General features: G+C 57.5%; 14 protein-coding genes. 3 read left to right on the forward strand and 11 right to left on the reverse strand.

Features of this window, described 5'->3' with window-relative positions:
- Nucleotides 1-54: 54 nt before the first annotated feature.
- Complete coding sequence (locus tag JYE49_RS13665; RefSeq protein ID WP_093957721.1) at nt 55-987, reverse strand: AEC family transporter; 933 nt, start codon at nt 985-987, stop codon at nt 55-57.
- 233 nt (nt 988-1,220) lie between these two features.
- On the opposite strand from JYE49_RS13665, the gene JYE49_RS13670 reads away from it, so the two are divergent.
- Together JYE49_RS13670 and JYE49_RS13675 are read left to right on the forward strand one after the other, a co-directional pair.
- On the forward strand, nt 1,221-3,638 hold the full coding sequence (locus tag JYE49_RS13670; RefSeq protein WP_093957720.1) for a ribonucleoside triphosphate reductase: 2,418 nt from the start codon (nt 1,221-1,223) through the stop codon (nt 3,636-3,638).
- A gap of 131 nt (nt 3,639-3,769) precedes the next feature.
- Nucleotides 3,770-4,684, forward strand: a complete 915-nt coding sequence (locus JYE49_RS13675; RefSeq protein ID WP_093957719.1) for an NAD(P)/FAD-dependent oxidoreductase — start codon at nt 3,770-3,772, stop codon at nt 4,682-4,684.
- 153 nt (nt 4,685-4,837) lie between these two features.
- Here JYE49_RS13675 and JYE49_RS13680 read toward each other — a convergent pair whose 3' ends face one another.
- The 5 genes from JYE49_RS13680 to ybaK form a co-directional block, all read right to left on the reverse strand.
- A complete protein-coding gene (locus JYE49_RS13680) occupies nt 4,838-5,293 on the reverse strand; it encodes an Hsp20/alpha crystallin family protein (protein ID WP_093957718.1) in 456 nt (151 codons plus the stop codon).
- A gap of 231 nt (nt 5,294-5,524) precedes the next feature.
- The gene (locus tag JYE49_RS13685) at nt 5,525-6,652 is read right to left on the reverse strand and encodes a DUF362 domain-containing protein (RefSeq protein ID WP_093957717.1); all 1,128 of its coding nucleotides are present in this window, start codon (nt 6,650-6,652) and stop codon (nt 5,525-5,527) included.
- A gap of 28 nt (nt 6,653-6,680) precedes the next feature.
- Nucleotides 6,681-7,772 (reverse strand): prolipoprotein diacylglyceryl transferase, encoded by a 1,092-nt coding sequence (locus JYE49_RS13690; RefSeq protein ID WP_093957716.1) that lies wholly within the window; start codon nt 7,770-7,772, stop codon nt 6,681-6,683.
- Nucleotides 7,773-7,820: 48 nt separating this feature from the next.
- Complete coding sequence (locus JYE49_RS13695) at nt 7,821-8,828, reverse strand: phosphodiester glycosidase family protein (RefSeq protein ID WP_093957715.1); 1,008 nt, start codon at nt 8,826-8,828, stop codon at nt 7,821-7,823.
- 91 nt (nt 8,829-8,919) lie between these two features.
- Nucleotides 8,920-9,393 (reverse strand): Cys-tRNA(Pro) deacylase, encoded by a 474-nt coding sequence (gene ybaK, locus JYE49_RS13700; RefSeq protein WP_093957714.1) that lies wholly within the window; start codon nt 9,391-9,393, stop codon nt 8,920-8,922.
- Nucleotides 9,394-9,529: 136 nt separating this feature from the next.
- Between ybaK and JYE49_RS13705 the strand changes: the two genes are divergently transcribed.
- Nucleotides 9,530-11,254, forward strand: coding sequence for a MutS-related protein (locus tag JYE49_RS13705; protein WP_179217372.1), 1,725 nt, complete (start codon nt 9,530-9,532; stop codon nt 11,252-11,254).
- A 57-nt stretch (nt 11,255-11,311) separates the two neighbouring features.
- On the opposite strand, the gene JYE49_RS13710 is transcribed toward JYE49_RS13705, so the two are convergent.
- The 5 genes from JYE49_RS13710 to JYE49_RS13730 form a co-directional block, all read right to left on the reverse strand.
- On the reverse strand, nt 11,312-11,524 hold the full coding sequence (locus JYE49_RS13710) for a DUF1858 domain-containing protein (protein WP_093957712.1): 213 nt from the start codon (nt 11,522-11,524) through the stop codon (nt 11,312-11,314).
- Between the two features lie 215 nt (nt 11,525-11,739).
- Nucleotides 11,740-13,134, reverse strand: a complete 1,395-nt coding sequence (locus tag JYE49_RS13715) for a family 4 glycosyl hydrolase (protein WP_093957711.1) — start codon at nt 13,132-13,134, stop codon at nt 11,740-11,742.
- 96 nt (nt 13,135-13,230) lie between these two features.
- The gene (locus JYE49_RS13720; protein ID WP_093957710.1) at nt 13,231-14,073 is read right to left on the reverse strand and encodes a glycoside hydrolase family 43 protein; all 843 of its coding nucleotides are present in this window, start codon (nt 14,071-14,073) and stop codon (nt 13,231-13,233) included.
- Nucleotides 14,074-14,097: 24 nt separating this feature from the next.
- Nucleotides 14,098-16,344, reverse strand: coding sequence for a helix-turn-helix domain-containing protein (locus JYE49_RS13725; RefSeq protein WP_179217371.1), 2,247 nt, complete (start codon nt 16,342-16,344; stop codon nt 14,098-14,100).
- 4 nt (nt 16,345-16,348) lie between these two features.
- Nucleotides 16,349-17,896 carry an extracellular solute-binding protein gene (locus tag JYE49_RS13730; RefSeq protein ID WP_179217370.1) on the reverse strand — a complete coding sequence of 516 codons (1,548 nt, stop codon included), beginning with the start codon at nt 17,894-17,896 and terminating at the stop codon, nt 16,349-16,351.
- Nucleotides 17,897-17,985 lie beyond the last annotated feature (89 nt).

Here is a 17,985-nt window from a genome sequence, read left to right on the forward strand (position 1 = left end):
ACAAAAAACGCATCGGGGTATATGACCCTGATGCGTTTTTTCGATGAATCCAATTTATACCAGCAGGCTGAGCAGCGGAATGGTGAGGATGCTCAGCAGGGTGGAGAGGAGGGCGCAGTTTGCGGCCAGTTCCTGGCCGTTGTGATGGATCTCGGCGAGATTCAGCAGGATGCTGGCACAGGGAGTGCCAGCCAGGATCAGGATGCTGCCCTTGAACACCGGATCAAGCGGAAAGGGCAGCACCAGCAGGTAGCAGAAGAGCGGGAACACCAGCAGTTTGCCGGCGGAGATCAGCCAGGCCAGCTTCGTGGTGAAGAGGGCTTTGAAATCCATGGTGGCCAGCCGGACACCGAGGATGATCATGCAAAGCGGGGTGGACATGGCTCCCAGGGTGCTGAAGCCGGTGCGCAGGATATCGGGAAGCCAGTCTTTGGCATTCAGGAGGCACAGGATCATACCCGTGAAGACAGCCAGCATGGATGGATTCACCAGGGCGGCCTTCAGGGAGATATGCTTTTTCTCCCCGGTCAGGGTGAAAACGCCGACAGTCCAGGCCAGGATATTCAGGGCGGCGTTAAACATGGAGGAGTAAACCGCGGCTTCCGGTGCCTCCGGGAAAAGGGCGCGGACCACCGGCATGCCGAAAAAGCCCACATTGCCCATGACGGCCGCGATGGACAGCATCCGCAGGGCGAATACCTTCCTTTTTTCCTTGCCCAGGATCAGGAGGATCAGCAGCATCAGCAGCGTTTCCCCGGCCAGGGCGAAGAGCAGGAAGAGCCCCATCTTCGCAAAAAGGGCGGGAGAAGGATCCAGCCCGTACAGGGCGTTCACATACAGGGCGTATCCGCAGATATAGAGCAGGATGACGCTGATACTGCTCAGATGATCCGGTTTCACTTTTTTGACTTTGCACATGAAAAAACCGGGCAGAAGATACAGGAGCATGAGCAGCACATTGCTGAAGGTGACGGAGAAACTGATCATCAAAAACCACCTCGTATCCAGTATTATATCATTGCTTTTTTTGTGCGTACAGCCATGAAAGCCTGGAACCCTTGAAAATCATGGGATGCACAAGATATAGGTATTTTTATGAAAATCTTTCACAACATATTGACTTTCCCGGGAGGGGCATGCTATATTTAGTGAGCAAAAAATATAGGGTATTTCTGACTGTCAAAAACAACAAATAAGAGGAAACAAGGGAGCGCTTAGTTATGTATCAGGTTGTCAAAAGAGACGGAAAAATCACGGATTTTGAGATCGGCAAAATCTCAAAAGCCATCACCAAAGCGTTCGAAGCTCTGGGAAAACAGTATCATCCCAGCGTGATCGACATGCTGGCCCTGCGGGTTACCGCGGAGTATGAACCGCTGATCCACGACGATAAAATCGCGGTGGAAACCATCCAGGACTGCGTCGAAAAGGTGCTGTCCGAAGCGGGCTATGCTGACGTGGCCAAGGCCTACATCCTGTACCGCAAACAGCGGGAGAAAGTCCGCAACGTCAATTCCGCCCTTCTGAACTATAAGGACCTGGTGGACAACTATCTCCGCATCAACGACTGGCGCGTAAAGGAAAACTCCACCGTCACCTATTCCGTTGGCGGCCTGATCCTGTCCAACTCCGGCGCCATCACGGCCAACTACTGGCTGAGCGAGATCTATGACAATGAAATCGCTGAAGCCCACCGCAGCGCGGCCATTCATATCCATGACCTGAGCATGCTGACCGGCTACTGTGCCGGCTGGAGCCTGAAGCAGCTGATCCAGGAAGGCCTCGGTGGCGTTCCCGGCAAGATCACCAGCTCTCCGGCCAGCCATCTGTCCACCCTGTGCAACCAGATGGTGAACTTCCTGGGCATCATGCAGAACGAGTGGGCCGGCGCTCAGGCCTTCTCCAGCTTTGATACCTACCTGGCTCCCTTCGTCCGGATTGACAACCTGTCCCAGAAGGAAGTCAAGCAGTGCATCCAGAGCTTCATCTACGGTGTGAACACCCCCAGCCGCTGGGGCACCCAGGCACCCTTCTCCAACATCACCCTTGACTGGACCTGCCCGAAGGACCTGGAAAACCTGCCGGCCATCATCGGCGGCAAGGAAATGGACTTTACCTATGGCGAGTGCCAGAAGGAAATGGACATGGTCAACAAGGCCTTCATCGAAATCATGATCGAAGGCGACGCCAACGGCCGCGGCTTCCAGTATCCGATTCCCACCTACTCCATCACCCGGGACTTCGACTGGTCTGAAACCGAGAACAACCGGCTGCTGTTTGAGATGACCGCCAAGTACGGCACCCCTTACTTCAGCAACTATATCAACTCCGACATGGAGCCCAGCGACGTGCGCAGCATGTGCTGCCGCCTGCGTCTTGACTTGCGTGAATTGCGCAAGAAGAGCGGCGGTTTCTTCGGCAGCGGCGAATCCACCGGTTCCATCGGCGTTGTAACCATTAATATGCCCCGCCTGGCCTATGAAGCCGCCGATGAAAAGGAATTCTACGCCAAGCTGGATCACCTGATGGACGTTGCGGCCCGCAGCCTGAAGACCAAGCGTACGGTTATCACCAAGCTGCTGGACGGCGGCCTGTATCCCTACACCAAGCGGTACCTGGGCACCTTCAGCAATCACTTCAGCACCATCGGCCTGGTGGGCATGAATGAAGCGGCCCTGAACGCCAACTGGCTGAAGAAGGACCTGACCCATCCTGAAGCGCAGAAGTTCGCCCAGGATGTGCTGAACCATATGCGGGAGCGCCTGAGCGACTACCAGGAAGAGTACGGCGATCTGTACAACCTGGAAGCGACCCCGGCCGAATCCACCACCTACCGTTTCGCGAAGCATGACAAGGAACAGTATCCGGACATCATCACCGCGAACATGAACGGTACGCCCTACTACACCAACTCCAGCCACCTGCCCGTGGGCTACAGCGAGGACATCTTCTCCGCGCTGGACGTGCAGGATGAGCTGCAGACCCTGTACACCTCCGGTACCGTCTTCCACGCCTTCCTGGGCGAGAAGCTGCCGGACTGGAAGGCGGCCGCGAACCTGGTCCGCAAGATTGCGGAGAACTACAAGCTGCCCTACTACACGATGAGCCCCACCTACTCCGTCTGCAAGGACCATGGCTATCTGAGCGGCGAGCAGTACACCTGCCCCCACTGCGGACAGAAAACCGAGGTTTACAGCCGGATCACCGGTTATTATCGTCCCGTGCAGAACTGGAACGACGGTAAGGCCCAGGAGTTCAAAGACCGGAAGGTTTATGACATCGGCCACAGCCGCCTGACCCATACCGGCCCTGTGATGGCCTCTGCACCGGCGGCTGAGCCCGTGAAGGAAGAGCCCGCTGCCCAGCCCGAGAAGGAGAACAAGGGCTGCAACTGCGCCCGCGCGATCCTGTTTGTCAGCGCTACCTGCCCCAACTGCAAGCTGGCGATCAGCATGCTGGAGAAGGCCGGCTTCCTGTTCAAGAAGGTGCTGGCGACGGACAATCCCGAACTGACCAACCAGTACGGCGTGAAGCAGGCGCCCACGCTGGTGGTGCTCGGCCAGAATCCCGATGAATACACCAAGTACAAGGGTGTATCCGAAATCAAGGGTATGCTGACGGCAAAACAGGTCGGATAATAAGAGGTATGAGGTAGGAAGTAGGAGGTAGGAAGTCGGAAACCGAATTATGGTTTTCGTTCCACTCCGATAGGATTACAAAATGAGAAAAAGGGACGCGGCGCGTCCCTTTTTCAAAGGATGGGTGAAAAATGACGGATATCATCGTGATCGGCGGAGGCCCCGCGGGCATGACGGCCGCGCTGTACGCGCAGCGGAACGGAAAGAACGCACTGGTGCTGGAAAAGCACGGTTTCGGCGGACAGATTACCTACAGCCCCAAGGTGGAAAACTGGCCGGGTACCGCCCAGATGAGCGGCAATGAATACGCCGAGGCGCTGCTGGACCAGATCATGAACCAGGGCGCGGAAGTGGACCTGGCGGAGGTCGTCCGGATCGAGGATCACGGGGACTATAAGCGGGTATTTACAGACGACGGCCTGGAGCGGGACGCAAAGGCTGTTATTGTGGCGGCGGGCGTAAAGCACCGGATGCTGGGCCTGCCGGGTGAAAACGAGCTGGTGGGCGAGGGCATCAGCTTCTGCGCCGTGTGCGACGGGGATTTCTATACCGGAAAAACGGTATGCGTGGCCGGCGGCGGAAACTCCGCCCTGCAGGAGGCGATCCTGCTGTCCGGTAAGTGCGAAAAGGTGATCATGCTGCAGGACCTGCCGGAATTCACCGGTGAAAAGAAGCTGCAGGAGATCCTGTTCAGCCGTCCGAATGTGGAAAAATACACCGGCGTGAAGATCACAGGCCTGAACACGGAGGAGGGCATTCTCCGGAGCGTGACCGTGAAGCCGCAGGACGGCGGGGAAGAACGGCAGGTTGCCTGTGACGGCCTGTTTGTTGCCATCGGCCTGATTCCGGAAAACGATGCTTTCGCGCATCTGGCGGATCTGAACAAGTGGGGATACTTTGACAGCGATGAGCGCTGCGAGACAAAGACCCCCGGCGTCTTTGTGGCGGGTGACTGCCGCAGCAAGACGGTACGTCAGCTGACTACCGCGGCGGCGGACGGTGCGACAGCAGCGCTGGCAGCCTGCAGGTATATCGATAGTCTGTGAAGAAGTCCGGTTGAAAATGAAATACTGCCTTCGGCAGTATGAAATATTGAGCCGCTTGCGGCTCAATGTGAAATATCCGGCTGACGCCGGATGTGAGAAAAACTGAAAAATAAAAGGAGCGGCTCAGAGAGCCTCTCCTTTGTTGGTTGGAGATTATGCAATGAGGATTTGTTTCTTTTCGGGATCCTTCTTGGCTTCCTTCTTGGGAAGCTTGACGGTCAGGACACCGTCTTCGTATTTGGCCTGCACATCCTCCTCTGTCAGGTTGTCGCCCACGTAGAAGCTGCGCTGCATGGTGCCGGTATACCGCTCCTGGCGGAGCAGCTTGCCGTTCTTTTCTTCCTTGTTCTCCAGGTTCTTCTGGGTGGAGATGGTCAGATAGCCGTTCTGAAGATCCAGATGAATTTCATCCTTCTTCATACCGGGCAGATCCACCGCCAGCTCATAGCCTTCGTCGGTTTCCTTCACGTCGGTTTTCATCATCCGGGCGGCGTTCTTACCGTAGAGCGCTCTTTCCGGACGGCCGAAGCCGCGGAAGAAATCACGGTCGAAGTCATCAAACAGATCCATCATATTTTCACCGAAAACAGCAGGCAGGAAAGTACTCATATAAAACCCTCCATTCTTTTGATCCGGTTCCGTTGCTTATTGCGGTTCCGGGGAATTACTTTCCGTGGTCACTGGCCACCGCACTCTCTTTCTTGTGCTGATTATATTATACTTAAAAGTCAAAGATAGTCAAAGACATAAATAGTCAATAAGAAGAGCTTTCTGCCGAAAACGTGCAGAAAGCTCTTAAATACTTCAAAATGCTGAATTTTTCTGATTATTTCGCGCTGATCAGATTTTGATCAGTTCATAGGTTCGGGTACCCAGGCCGATCTTTTCCCCGTGGGCGAGGGTTTCCCGCCAGCTGACGTTCGGGTTGCTGTCCTTGAAGTGATCGTGATGATGCTTCCAGCCGGGTTTTGCCAGGTTGTCAGACAGCTGGCTGTTGGGCAGTGGTTCCGCGGCCAGGCACATATCCGCACAGGCCTGGTCCAGGGCTACCGGATCAAAGGAGGCCAGCATGCCGATATTCGGCAGGATGGGCGCATCGTTTTCCCCGTGGCAGTCGCAGTTGGGGGAAACATCCATGATCAGGGTGATATGGAAGGAAGGCTTCCCGGCACAGATCGCGGCGGTGTATTCTGCCATCTTGCGGCCCAGCATATCCGCCGCGGTGTCAAAAGACGGATGGATGGCATCAAAGGCACAGGCGCCGATGCACCGGCCGCAGCCCTTGCAGATATCCTGCATGATATAGGCCTTGCCGCTTTTATAGGTGATGGCGTCCGATCCACACTCTCGGGCGCACTTACGGCAGGAACGGCACAGGGCCTGGTCAACAACCGGCTTGCCGTCGCTGTGCTGCTGCATTTTCCCGGCCCGGCTGCCGCCGCCCATACCGAGATTCTTGACCGCACCGCCGAAGCCGGCCATTTCATGACCCTTGAAATGATTCAGGGAAATAATGATGTCCGCGTCGTAGAGGGCACGGCCGATATAGGCTTCCTTGCAGTATTCACCGCCTGGGACCGGTACGGTGATATCATCCGTCCCCTTCAGCCCATCACCGATGATGATGTAGCAGCCGGTGGTCACGCTGTTAAAACCGTTGACTTCTGCGTTGTACAGATGGTCTACGGCGTTTTTCCGGCTGCCGGGATAGAGGGTGTTGCAGTCGGTAAGGAAGGGCTTTCCGCCCAGTTCCTTGATCAGGTCTGCCACTGCCTTGACATAGTTCGGCCGGAGATAGGCAAAGTTGCCCAACTCACCGAAGTGCATTTTAATGGCAGCGAATTTCCCGGCAAAATCGATCTTGTCTATTCCGGCCCGGCGGCAGAGCTTCTGGAGCTTGACGCCCTGGCTGACGTCAGCTACGGTCCGGAAATCGGTGAAATAGACGGGGGAAGACTTCTGGGACATAAGAGTTCCTCCTTTGTCAGGGTCATATTTACTTTTCCAGTGCAGATTCGGAATGGTACAAGGTCATTAAGGTGACGCCGATGGCGGTCAGGGAGGACAGCATCATCAGGTCCAGCAGAATGGTGTACAGGAATCCGGAGGAATCCGGATCGACCGTGGCCAGCAGGTAAAGCAGGATCAGCGTGCCGGTGAACAGGCCGAACAGGCCGGCGGGCAGCTTTCCGGCTTTCCCCCGGAAGGCGATGAGCATCAGGCCGAACAGCACGGCTGTGGCGGCCAGCGCGATATACAGCAGGGTTTCCATCTGGGGCTTGTCAAACACGAACTCAGCCATTACGACCGCGCCGGCAGCGGCAACGAGTACCGCAAAGCTCAGGATGGTCTTTTTCCGGTCGGGCCTGCGGCGGATGACCAGGACGATCATCAGGGCCAGCAGGGTCAGGACCGCGGCGATCTGGGTGAAACGAACGAAGGAATTCAGACGGACGAAGTTGTCTTTCCGGAACTGTTCCAGCAGGATCTGGCTGGTACCGAGCAACGTAACGAACAGGACGGTAAGCTCTCCTTCGCGGGCATGCTTCCGGCGGCACTGCAGCAGGATCAGGATGACCAACGCGGCGATGGCTTCCCAGAACCAGACCGCGTATAGCCAGAAACCGGAATTCAGCCCTTCGCTGGCAATGGGGAAGAAGGAGAGGGATTCCAGTGCTTCAGCGCCGACACCCTCGCCGGTATAGTATTCTCCCAGACGGCAGAAAAAGAGGACTGCACAGGCTGCGGGAGCCAGGGTATCCAGTGCTTCCAGGGGACGGATGCCGCTCAGCTTCGCACCGGCCAGCGCACCAAGGGTGCCGCCGATGAGGGCACCGTAAAGCGTATAGCCGCCCAGCCAGGGCTGGAACATGAAGGCGAAGGAACTGATTTCATCCATATAGCCGTCGAGACGAAGGAAAGTCCAGAAGGCATGCCCCAGGACGACCGCTCCCAGGATTGTCAGCGGCAGGAGCTGAAAGACCTTTTTGTTCAGCAGGCACAGCAATGCACCGGCCAGTACGCCGGCCAGCACGGCCAGTCCGTAGGGGGTCAGGTTCAGGGGTCCGATGGACAAGATGGTATTCATAGGCTGACGCTTCCTTTGTTGACGGTGGGCTGTGGGACAGCTCCTGGGTTATTCCGCGGGAACCGGTTCCGCTTCAGCAGTGACAAAGTAAATGATATCCTGAATATCCCGCTTCTTGCCGCGGGTGGCGTTGATCCGGTCGGTACCGAGCACCAGCCAGCTGGAGGAACCGCCGTCCAGGTTATAAGCCTGGACCGCACCGCAGTCATAGGCCAGCTGGGCCATTTCCTGGCCGGTGAGGCCGCCGTCCTTGGACTGTTCAGGACCTTCCGCAGTGATCATCAGGTAGGTCAGGTTATCCATCTGGCAGATGGCCTGGCGCTGCAGGTATTTATGGAGCCCCATGCCGGGGGAACTTGCATAATTGTTGCCGTCCAGAACCTGCATCTTGCCGTCGACGACAAGCGCGGGCCCGAAGATGAAGCTGTGGGCGATACAGCCTTCATACTGTTTGAAATCGCTGGGATCGGGCTTGAGCAGGATATGGAAGTTGCCGTTCAGGTCGATAATCAGCGCGTCGTAGCCGTAACCGGTATTGAAAACGCTGTTCCGCAGCAGTTCACCGTTCCGGTAGACGATGCCTTCCGTCCGGTCGCAGAAATAGTCGCCGTTGATGGCCAGGACGGAGCGTTCACGACGGGCGAGGGAGGTTGCGGCGACGAGCTGCTTGGAAGGATAAGGCTGGTTGGTGCTGGTGCGGAGCTGGGAAGGATCGGCAATCTTTACCCAGGTGAAATACACCGCGGTCTTGCCGCCGTTGCCGTTGACGACCGTTCTCTTCTCGATCTTTACGCAGATGGTACCGTCCTGGTATCCCAGGGGTTCGGACGTGAAGGCGTCCTTGTGCGGGGCATACCGGGAGACCATGGAATTCTTGTACTTGGGATTCGGCTCCAGCACAACCGGTTCCGGTTCCGGGTTGGACAGCTCCACGGAAGGGAAAACAGGCATCTCTTCCGCACCCGCATAGGGCAGGGCGGAAGGAACCAGGAACGGGATCAGCAGAATCAGCACAATCAGCGGGATCAGCCACAGCAGGGTACGCTTTTTCGTCATGAGGAACCTCCATCAGTTAACGCCGGGAATGGCGGTAAAAATGCAAAAAACATTACATTACAGTTTATCACTCCGCTTTGCGGAAAGTCAATCAAATCAGGGCGGCGGGCGTCAGGGAAGCAATCTGAATCAGATCCGCGGGAGACAGTTCCACCTGGCAGCCGACGCGGCCCGCACTGACAAAGATCCGGGAGAGACCGGAAGCACTCTCATCAATAAACGAAGGGAAATGCTTCTTCATTCCGATAGGTGAGCAGCCCCCGTGCACATAGCCGGTCAGCGGAAGCAGATCCCGCTGGGGAATCATGCTCACGGATTTTTCACCGGCGGCAGCGGCGGCCTTTTTCAGGTTCAGTTCTGCATTGACCGGGATCACAAACACATAATACTTCTGAGGCTTGCCGACGGTAACCAGGGTTTTGAAAACCTGGGAGGGCTCCTCATTCAGCAGGTGGGCGATATCTTCCCCGGTCAGGGTCGGATCCGCTTCATATAAATGAGCGCTGTAGGCAATCTTTTTGCTGTCCAGTACCCGCATACAGTTGGTTTTGTCCTGTTTTCCCATGGCAAAGGCCTCCTTTCCGGCCGGGGATTATTGTATCATATTGCGTACAGGCTGTCATCCGCCGCGCGGACTTTACGGGAGCGGGCGGATCAGATATAATCAGATCCGCAAGAACCGTTCAAATGAGGATAATGAAATGAAGCAGACGAAGCTGAGTATATTGTTTCCCCGGCAGGATGAAGTGACCTACCGGGAAATCCCGGAAGAAAGCTGGCACGACCTGGGTATGGACGCGCTGACGGAAAAAGTGGCGGCGCAGCCCCAGGAAGAACCGCTGCTCCGCCGGGTGATGATGAGCCTGACGGCGGACCCGGCAGTGGCGGCTTTCCGGAGCGACGTTTTTGACGACATCCTGCGCCATCCGGAAATCCGGGAGCGGCTGATGAAGCTGCTGGATAAGGTCAAGATGTTCTATGACTACGGGGTGGTCAACCGTCATGAGGGCGATGAGACCGGCATCTGGGACCTGATGCACCGGTTGGAGGAGTATCACGACTATATCCTGACCGTGGAAGCCATCCGGGAGTGCCTGTCGGATAAGGACCTGGTTTCGGAAGGTCTGACCACGCTGCGGGACACCGTGGAGCAGATCTACCAGGAAAAAGGGTTTGCCGCACTGCGCAAGGACGTGGAGGAAATGCGGGTTGCCGCTTCCGAAATCCGGAGCCTGACGGTAGGCATCAACCTGAATGACCGCTTTGAGGCGATCAGTATGGGACTGGTTTCCGTCAACGCAAAGCCTTTTGTGAAGTCCAGCATCCTGAAGAACTTCCTGGCGTCCGTGTCCCCCAGGGATGAGATCCGGAAAGAGGCGGACTGGAGCGGAAGCTATAACTATTATCCCGCCAATACGGAGGTGGGGCTGCTTCAGTCTGTCGGTCAGTTTGTGGAGAGCTCGGTGATTCTCCGCAATCCGCTGGCGGCCATGTCCCTGTCCCGGATCCCCGCGGCGGACGGCACTGCCAATGTGCCGCGGCAGATGGACAGCGCGGCGTCCATGCTGACTTCCCGGATTGCCCGGAAGCTGCGGGACACACTGGGACAGTACCTGAATGTGAGCGTTAAGGAAATCGCCGACCTGATACCGGAACTGGTGTTTTATACCCGGTGGGCGGAATACATTGAGAAGAAACAGAAAGCAGGCTGGAAGTTCTGCAAGCCGCAGGCCAGGCTGAACCGGCAGGGGGCGGCCTGCATGAAGGCAGCGGGACTGTACAACCTGAAGCTGATTGCCACCGAAAAGCCGGAGAACGTGGTACCCAATGACCTGGTCTTTGATCCGGAAAAACGGGTATACGTCCTGACTGGCGCCAACCGGGGCGGCAAAACCACGGTGACTCAGGCGGTCGGCCAGCTGTTTATCCTGGCCCAGAGCGGTATTCCGGTACCGGCGGAAAGCTTTGAGTATGACCCGGCGGACCGGGTGCTGACCCATTTCCCCGCGGATGAGGACAAGACGCTGGACCTGGGACGGCTGGGCGAGGAATGCCGGCGGTTCCGGGAACTGTTTGTCAGCTGCACACCGGAAAGCCTGCTGCTCCTGAACGAGACCTTCTCCACCACATCCTTTGAAGAGGGATACTTTATTGCGGCGGATGCCGTCCGGGCCATCCTCGGCCGGGGTACCCGCACAATCTACAATACGCACATGCACAAGCTGGCCCAGGACCTGGACACGGTGATCAATACGGGCGAAGCCGAAGGGAAGGCGGTTTCCCTGGTGGCGGAAACCAGGGAAGGAAAGCATTCCTTCCGGGTTGTGATCGCTCCGCCGGAAGGACAGTCTTTCGCAAGGGATATTGCCGAAAAATACGGCGTGACCTACGAGAGCCTGACGGCTTCCGTGCCGTCAGAAAACTGAATCAGGGCATAACAAAGGCCGGAGGGAAAATCCCTCCGGCCTTATTGCCGATCAAACTTACTTGTTCTCAGCGATCTTTTCGTTGATTGCTTCGATGACCTGCTCCGCGGGAATGCCGTGAACCGCGCAGGCATCCTGTAGGGATTCATTGCGGGAAGCGGGGCAGCCCAGGCAGTGCATGCCGATGGACAGCAGGATCTCGATCGCTTCGGGGTACTTGGTAACAACTTCGCCAACCAGTGTTTCACCGGTAACATACTGTTCAGCCATGGTAAAATCCCTCCTACATACTGAGTTACTGGCTCATCATACACTATCCTTGAATAAAAAACAAGTCATATCCCTTATAAATCAATCGGTGAAAGAAACGGGGAGACGGGTGCTGGAGGGAAGGGCGATGGAGGAAACCCTCCAAATGAAGAATGACGGAAAAAACAGCTTCTGAGAAAACTCAGAAGCTGTTTTGTTGATCCTGATATTCAGGGTTATTCAAACCATTTTACCGGCAGGTAGGCGCGCTGGTTTTCCAGCATTTCGTTGAAGAGCTTTTCTCCGTCCGCCGGGGTGACGCCGGACAGCTGCGGATCATTCAGGAAAGTGGTCAGGCCGAGCTTCCGGTCGCAGCGGAGGGCGGCGGTCAGGGTGTTTTCCTGGTTCAGCACATGCCGGGTGATGAGCGGAAGGATGGAGGCGGGCACCGGCCCCGCGTATACGGGATCAATGCGGTTCAGCCCGAAGAGGGCGTTGGTTTCCACCACGGCGCCCAGGGGCAGGTTGGGAATCTGGCCGCGGTTGGGGATGTTGACATTGGACACCATATCCCCGAGGCCGAGCAGGGCCTTCAGCAGCAGGTGGCCTTCCTCCCCGGAACCGTTCAGGGTGATTTCCTTCTTTCCGCTGACCAGGTCTTCCGACATCTGCAGCCGTTCCTTCAGGTCCTGCTTCCGCCAGGAGACGGGGGTCAGGCTGAATTTCCATTTCCGGACGGTTTCCGGATTCCGGGTATACCAGGGAGCCACAAACTCGGCCAGGTGCCGGTCTCCGGCTGCGGCGATCACGCCGTAGCGGCGGAACAGGTCAAACTTCACGCGCTGGGCGCAGTTGAAGTGGGAGTTCATCCAGTTGTCGTCCCCGCCTTCATCATAGCCACTTTCCGCGTATTTCTCCACGAAGCGGGCATAGAGGGGGAACAGGTCGCGTCCCTGCCAGGTGGCAGAGGTCAGCCAGGTGAAGTGGTTGATACCGGTGACGGTGGTATACAGATCCTGGCGCTTCACGCCGTCGATTCCCTCTTCGGTTTTCAGCATGGAGCAGAGCAGCTTCTGGGTGCCGAAAACCTCATGGCAGCAGCCAAAGGCCCGGATCTCCGGAAAGACCTCGTAGAGGGTGCGCACGCAAAGGGACATGGGGTTAGTATAGTTGATAACCCAGGCTTCCGGAGCGTAATCCCGGATGGCTTCGCCGATGGTGACAAACATGGGGATGGTACGCATGGCGCGCATGAATCCGCCGGCGCCGACCGTGTCGCCCACCGGCTGCCAGATGCCGAGGCGCTCCGGCAGGTGGACGTCTGATTCCATTTCGTCAAAGGTGCCGGGCAGGATGGAGATGACCACAAAATCCGCCCCGGTCAGCGCTTCCTGCAGGGAATTGCTGACCTTGTAGGCCCAGCGGGACGCCGTGTCCGGGTGGGCGCTGATTTTTTCACCGATGATCCGGTTCCGCTCCGCGGCTTCCCGGTCAATATCATACAGGCGTACGGTACCGCAGATTTCGCTGTCCAGGGCAAGGTCCTTCATAAAGCCCCAGGCCCAGCCCCGGGAACCGCCGCCGATATAGGCTACCGTGAGTTCGCGAACATTCTTGGTTGTCTGATTCATATGCTGCCTCCTGAGAGTGATTGATGAAAACCGGAGGAAAGGCACTGATTATTGTTCGCCTTTCCCTCCGGATATCCTTTCAACGGAATAAGAATTTTACAGGCTGACCGGGATAAACCGGGGACGCTCCAGCAGGTGGGTGTTCGGACTGTGAAGGGTCAGGTACACGCCGCCTTCCAGGTCCCGGAAGAGCATGCCGTGGCCGCCGTCTTCCAGAAAGAGGGGATCGATCTGGGAAAAGTGCCCGTCTATTTCGCCGTTGTCCGAAACGGCCAGGCCCTGGGCATAGCCTTTTTCCGAGAATCCTGACCACAGGCAGAGCAGGGTTCCGTCCTTCCGGCGCCACAGGAAAGGTCCGTCCGTCACATAGCCGGTGATGCCGGAGGAGTGATGGACCGGCCGGGCCCAGGGAGCGTCAGAGCCGCGGAAGAGCAGGAAGGGCTTTTCCGCGGCAGCCTTCAGGTCCCCGGTCAGGCGCATGGCCAGGATTTCACCGTCTCCTGCCTGCACCCATTCGTGGCAGAACACGATATAGGGTACGCCGTCGGAGGAGACGTGGAAGGTGCCGTCGAGGCATTCCCAGTCTGCCGGGGTGACAGGGCCGTCGGACCAGGGTTCAAAGGGACCGAGTGGAGAGGCGGAACGCAGGATGGCGGTTCCGCGCCTGCGCGCGTCGCTTTTGAAGCTGGCGAACATATAGAACATGCCCTGCCAGGGATGCACCTCGGGCGCCCAGTAATTCCGGTCGGCCCAGAAGGTGCCGTCATTATGGAAACAGACGGCCGGACCTTCCCAGGTGTGCAGGTCCCGGCCGGTATAGACGTCAAAGCCGTCCGCAGGTCCCCAGCAGGTAGCCCCGCGGGTGCCGTACAGGTAATACTGTCCTTCGTGGATCAGCACAAACGGATCCCGGACGTTGATTTCCTCGGTGTGAATCATGGAAAACTCCTTGATGGATGATAATCAGTTTTTTCCGCCTTCTGGCGTTTCCTTTTTCAGGTTCCGGCTGCGGCGGTACTGGGCGGGCGTTTCGCCGGTGACCTGCTTGAAGCGGCGGATGAAGGAGCCGGAATCATAATAGCCTGCCCGGGCACTGATATCCCGGATGGTCAGGTCGGTTATTTCCAGCAGCTCCTTCGCGTGCTCCACCCGCAGGAGCGTCAGGTATTCCAGGGGGGACATGCCGGTCTTTTCCTTAAAGGAAAGACTGAAGCGGGTGGTGGAAAGCTCCAGGGAGTCTGCCAGGGCGGTGATGGACATTTCCGGATCGCTGAAGTGTTCCTCCATATAGTGGACCACCTGGCTGATCTCGTCCTCCTCCTCAGGCGCGATTTCGCAGGAATCCGGCTCCTCCAGGAGCAGGCGGTCGCAAAGCCGGCGCAGCAGCTCGTCCAGGTCGTCGATGGACTGGCAGGAAGTCAGCGTGAAGATATTGTAGATTTCCTGCACAGAGCCTTCCCCGGAAAGGGCGGCGGTATGGGTGTGGACCAGGGAACGGATCACTTCACTGTAGATCATCCGGAAAGCGAAGGGCGACATGTTGGTGTTCTTCAGGAAATGCAGCAGGTCGCTGATCCGGACATCCAGCACATCCCGGCTTCCCAGGGTCAGCGCCTGGCTGATGGAGTTGGTGATCTTCCGGGCCTGGGGAAGGATCTCCTCCAGGTTGGAGGAAATATCGCCGTAGCAGAGCACTTTCTGGCTGCCCATGACAAACCGGTTTTCATAGGCGGCAGCTGCTTCCAGGTAGGCGGAAGGAGCTTCCGTGAAATCGGAATGCAGGGCGGAGATGGAGGTGATACACCGCTCCCCGCCGGCGGCGCCTTCGCTGCGGAGCGTTTCTGCCAGGTCCGGCAGGGTCTCCGGATCATCGGAGAAGACCAGGTAAAGATTGGCTTTCAGGGCGACCAGTTCCACCCCCGCGCCGGAACAGCCGGGGAAACAGTCAAAGGGCGGGGCGCCCAGGTCGAAGGGATGGTCGTTTCCCCCGGAACCGCTGCACAGGATCACCGCGTAGGCCGGGCGGTCGATCTCCAGGCCCACGGCCTTTCCGGCCACCACTGCTTCTTCCCGGGTGGGGAAGCGGTCCTTGACAAATTTGAAAACAAAATCGTGCCGCTGGACGGGCAGGGCCCGGTCCAGGCGGGAGGTCAGCTCCTGGTTGCGGGAGGTGAGCCGGCTGATGCCGGTTGAAATCTGCTGGAGTTCATCCCGGGGCGTTTCGTCCGTTTCCCGTGAGAGCATGCCGGTGATCGCCCGGATGGGCTGGGCATGACGCCGCGCCATCCACAGGGCAAGCAGCAGGCTCAGGAAAACAAAGACCGGCAGGATGGCCAGGATGCTGAAAAGCTGCTGCATGATGGAGGAATTGATATCGGCGTTGCGGAGAACCGCCGTATAGGACAGCCCCCAGTTCCGGCCGGAGAAAGTAACCTGGGTCCAGTCCTGGTTATTCCACCGGAAGAGGCTGGAGGCGGTTTCCTGGGCAACCTTCACCTGATCCCGGGGAAGGGACAGCTCCTCAGAGGAGGAGAGGAGTTCATCGCCCTGGTGGATATAGGTGTTGATATGGTCGTTGATGGCATCGGCAAAGAGCGACTGGTAAACGCTGTCTTTGATCAGGAACAGCAGGACGCCTTTTCCGGAGCCGGGGGCGGAACCCAGCGGCACCAGGAAGGTAACCACCCGGGAACTGTCCACCAGGGTGGAGGATACCTGCTGGGCCGGCAGAATGGTCAGCCGGTCGGTGTTTGCAATCCGGGAAACCAGGCTTTCCATCGGGATAAATTCATAGCGCATCATCCGCGCAAAAAGGGAAAGGCTCATGGAAGAAGAGGAAGAATAAACCCGGTCATCCCCGAAGAAGTAAAGGTATACCTGGTCGCAGAAGGTGCTGCTGGTGGTGGTATAGGGCACCATCTTCAGCTGCAGGTCATAGGCTTTCCAGGGCTCTTCCTCATAACGGAAAAACTCGATATCAGGACTGAGACCGATTTCCTCGGCAGTATTCAGCATGGCGGAGATATAGCTTTCGTGCTGGGCGGCAATCCGGGACAGCCGGTTGATCTGGTTGTCAATGATTTCCTCCCGGGTTTTGCTGCTGAGCCGGATATAGAGATAGCCGGTGATGCTCAGGAACAGCAGCAGCACAACAGCGATATACGACAGCGCATACCGGATAAAGACGGAGGTGCGGCTCTTTCTGATCACGGTTTTACTTCTCCTTCCAGCGGTCATAGATCTGCTGGTATACCTGGCGGTAGTCAGCGCTTCCGCCTGCCTTCAGGCTCTCACGGAATGCCGCGCGGCCTTCTTCCGTGACTCCCTGCGTGACCATGGACACGATTTCCGCATCCACCAGGGATTTCAGCTTCGCCTTCAGGCGGGTGGTTTCGGCGGACTGGTCGGTGGTCTTGGGTGCCACGGTGGTCAGCAGCTTGGCGGAGATGGGCTCCAGCACGCCGGAGCGCTCATACAGGTCGCAGTAGGCTGTTTTTTCCAGCCGGTGGGCGGCAGGCACATAAACGGAAGCATAATAGTCCGCGGGCGCGAAAAACTGGCCGCAGATGACCGGAACAGCCTGGTACAGTTCATTGTCCGGGGGCACATAGCTGACCTCATAGCGGCCGTCTTCCCGCCGGATGAGCGTGTCCCCGACGGGGCCGTTCTGGGAAACCAGCATGTTTTCCGTTTCAAACTGGGCGTCCAGCCAGCGCAGGCTGGCTTCAATGTTCCGGTTGTCTTTGGTGAGGGCGGCACCGAATTCAATGATGTCCATGTTCCGGGGCAGGCAGGCGGCCTTTCCTTCGGCATGAACCGGGAGCATGATCTCATAGTTTCCGGCGACGCCGGGATTCAGAGCGGTGTTCTGCAGCCGCCAGTAGCTGAACATGCCGGTGTTGCCCTCGTTGACTTTGGCAGCCCAGATACTGCCTCCCTGGCTGATGAAATCAATGTCCAGGAGCTTTTCCTGATACAGCTGGTGGAGCCAGGACAGCGTGTCAAAAAAGGCGTCCTCTTCCGGGGCAAAATGCACCCGGCCGGCCTTGTCCGCGTAAACGTAGTCCTCGTTCAGGGGCAGGCCGAAGAAGGAAAACAGGTTGTATATGCCGGTGGTGTTGTCATCCAGGGTAAACTCCAGGGGAATCTCGTCCTGGATGCCATTGCCGTTGGGATCATCCTCCCGGAAGTGCCGGAGCACCTCCGTCAGCTGCTCCACCGTTTCGGGAACGGGCAGCTTCAGCCGGTCCAGCCAGGTTTTGTTGATGAAGAAATGCCCGTTGGTGTTGACGTCCTGGGAGATCAGGAAGCCCAGCTGGTAGATGTGTCCGTCCGAAGCGGTGAGCTGTTCCCGGAGGCCGGCCTGGTCCATGCGGGCTGCATAGTTGGGCAGGAAGCCTTTTTCAATATATTCATCCAGCGGCACCAGGAGATGCCGTTTCACACCGTATTCTTCCACGTCCAGGGAACCCCGGAGAATCATATCCGGCATTTTGCCCTGGGCAAAAGCCAGGCCTACGGAGCTGCTCCATTCGGAATCCTTGACCTCGTTGAAATCCACATGGACGCCGGTCTGCTGTTCAATTTGCCGGAAATACCACATGCTGCTGAAATCCACGGCGATGTTTTCAATTTCGTACTGAAGGGCAGACAGGGATATGGCGGGGGCGGAGGAACCCTCGTCCCGCGGAGGCGCGGAGCAGCCTGTTATCAGGAGCAATGCCGCGGCCAGCAGGCAGATGATTTTAACGGTACGCTTCATAGGTACTCCCTCTATACGGCAAAAGGGCATCGCCCCCGGAAACAAATCCTGCGGCGATGCCCGGCGGCTTTTCGGTGCTTCTATTCTAG

Origin of the sequence: Aristaeella hokkaidonensis, from assembly GCF_018128945.1 — a bacterium.
GTDB classification, from domain to species: Bacteria; Bacillota; Clostridia; order Christensenellales; family Aristaeellaceae; genus Aristaeella; species Aristaeella hokkaidonensis.